Raw genomic sequence first — 2,527 nt, forward strand, 5'->3', positions numbered from 1 at the left:
GTAGCGGCATCACGCTCCAGCGCCGGGCCACGCCGGTGTCGAACAGCACCGCCAGGTCAAGCTGGCGCGAATTGAGCATGCTGGTCAGGTGACCCGACATGCTTTCCACCAGGTGCAGGCGCACATCGGGGTAGCGCTCGCGCATCGCCCGCATCAGCGGCACGCCCAGCACCACCGCCGTGGTCGAGGCCAGCCCCACGCTCACCGTGCCGCTCAGGCGCGACTGCTGGGCGGCGCGCACGGCCTGCTCGGCGTGGCGCAGGGTCAGCTGTGCTTCCCGAAAAAACGCGAGTCCGGCCTCGGTCGGCACCACGCCCTTGCTGCTGCGTTGCAACAGCCGGGTTGACAGTTCGCTTTCCAGCCGGCTGATTTGCTGGCTCAGGGCCGACTGGACCAGATCCAGATCCACTGCGGCACGGCTCATGCTGCCGAGTTCGACGATGCGGACGAAATACCGGAGTTGCCGAAGTTCCATCACGGGCCTGTCAAAAACGCAAACGTGTCATGGCGGGGATAATCTCACACCTATGGACAAGCGACACAGCAGACAACGGGTGGTGGTGGGCTTGAGCGGCGGCGTGGACTCCGCCGTGACGGCCTGGCTGCTGAAACAGCAGGGCCACGAGGTCATCGGCATCTTCATGAAGAACTGGGAGGATGACGATGACAGTGAATTCTGCTCGTCCAACATCGACTTTGTCGATGCCGCCGCCGTGGCCGACGTGATTGGCATCGAGATCGAGCATGTCAACTTCGCCGCCGATTACAAGGACCGTGTCTTTGCCGAGTTTTTGCGCGAATACCAGGCCGGCCGCACGCCCAACCCCGACATTCTGTGCAACGCCGAGATCAAGTTCAAGGCGTTTCTGGACCACGCGATGCGGCTCGGTGCCGAAAAAATTGCCACCGGGCACTATGCCCGGGTACGGCACAACCCGGCCAGCGGCCTGCATGAACTGCTCAAGGGCCTGGACCTGGCCAAGGACCAGAGCTACTTTTTGCACCGTCTTAATCAGGCGCAGCTGTCCAAAACCCTGTTTCCGGTCGGTGAGCTGCTCAAGACCGAGGTGCGCCGCATCGCCGACGAAATTGGCCTGCCGAACGCCAAAAAGAAGGACTCGACCGGCATCTGCTTCATCGGCGAGCGGCCTTTTCGCGAGTTCTTGAACCGCTACATCGCCAAAGAGCCCGGCCCCCTCAGAAACGACAGGGGCCGGGTGCTGGGCGAGCATGTGGGCCTGAGTTTTTACACCCTGGGCCAGCGCCAGGGCCTGGGCATTGGCGGCGTGAAGGCCCGCGGCGCCGACCTCAAGGCGGCGCAGGCGCGCGGCCAGCGCGGCGTGGGTGAGCACGCGCCCTGGTTTGTGGCGCGCAAGGACATGGCGGCCAACACGCTGTGGGTGGTGCAGGGCCACGATCACCCGTGGCTGCAGTCGACCACGCTGGCCGCGCAGGACTGCAGCTGGGTCGCCGGCAGCCCGCCGGCCGCCGGCCCGCTGGCTGCCAAGACCCGCTACCGGCAGCAGGACGCGGCCTGTACGCTGACCCAGGCCACGGCATCAGGCTGCGAGCTGGTGTTTGCAGCAGCGCAATGGGCGGTCACGCCGGGCCAGTCGGCCGTGCTGTATGACGGCGAGGTCTGCCTGGGCGGCGGCGTGATTGCCGCCAGCAATGTGCAAAACCTGCCCGGCAGCCCGATTTTGCCCTGAAAAGGCATCGAATCGGGCTCTAGCCCAGACAGAACAAGCATGAGTAGCTATTAATTCAATAGCAAACCAGTTTCCCCGGTACGTCGCTCAATACGCCGTTTCGACATAGGTATAGATGTAATTGGAGCCGCCGTTGGCATTGCCGAACATGCGCGAGGCGCCAAAAATACCCGAGCGGTGCGACACGCCGATGCCGACATAGGTTTGCTTCAGCGCGTGCACGCCGACCAGGTCACCCAGGCTCACGTCCAGCGTCGGGTCCAGGTACTGCAGCACGCGTGACGACGGCTTGCCGTTGATGACGGCACTGCTGGCCTCGATGTAGGGCGAGCGCTGCGCGAACGACACGCCCACGCCCAGCCCCAGCCGCGTCTTGACGCGCTCGCTCCAGGGGAAGCCGCTGTAAATGCCCTTCATGAAGACGTCGAGCTGCATGCCATTGCGCTGCAGCCCGCGATCATTGTGGTGCGTCAGGCCGACGTAGCCCACCAGGTCAATCGGCCAGCCGTTGAAGTTTTCGACGAAGGGCTTGCCCACCTGCACACCGCTGATGCTGGTCGGGTTGACGCTGGCCGTGGAAAGGCAGCGCGCCGTGATGATCTTGACCAGGTGGCAGCCGTCTTCGGTGGCCTTGCCGTACAGCAGCTTGAAGTAGGTCGGCGTGCCGTCCTGGCCGTCCTGGTTCCGCAGCCGCTGCGGCGCGCCAAAGTCGTAGGCGGCGCCCAGGTAAACGGCGGGCAGCACGCGCTTTTGCACGATCGGGCTGTCGGCCACCTGGCCGCCCAGCACGGTGGCCGACGCGCCGGCCAGCAGGCGCC

General features: G+C 64.8%; 2 protein-coding genes and 1 pseudogene. 1 reads left to right on the forward strand and 2 read right to left on the reverse strand.

The genetic code is table 11. From position 1 onward, the window contains the following. Positions 1 to 475, reverse strand: a 475-nt coding sequence (locus RMO23_RS07395; protein ID WP_309680014.1) for a LysR family transcriptional regulator, incomplete at its 3' end; no start/stop codon positions are given. Positions 476 to 527: 52 nt separating this feature from the next. Between RMO23_RS07395 and mnmA the strand changes: the two genes are divergently transcribed. Continuing rightward, positions 528 to 1,709, forward strand: coding sequence for a tRNA 2-thiouridine(34) synthase MnmA (gene mnmA, locus RMO23_RS07400; protein ID WP_309680016.1), 1,182 nt, complete (start codon positions 528 to 530; stop codon positions 1,707 to 1,709). 87 nt (positions 1,710 to 1,796) lie between these two features. On the opposite strand, the pseudogene RMO23_RS07405 reads toward mnmA, so the two are convergent. Continuing rightward, positions 1,797 to 2,527 (reverse strand): annotated as a pseudogene (locus tag RMO23_RS07405) (MipA/OmpV family protein); the annotation flags it as partial.

Origin of the sequence: Polaromonas sp., assembly GCF_031411155.1 — a bacterium.
In the GTDB taxonomy this organism is placed as follows: Bacteria; Pseudomonadota; Gammaproteobacteria; order Burkholderiales; family Burkholderiaceae_C; genus Polaromonas.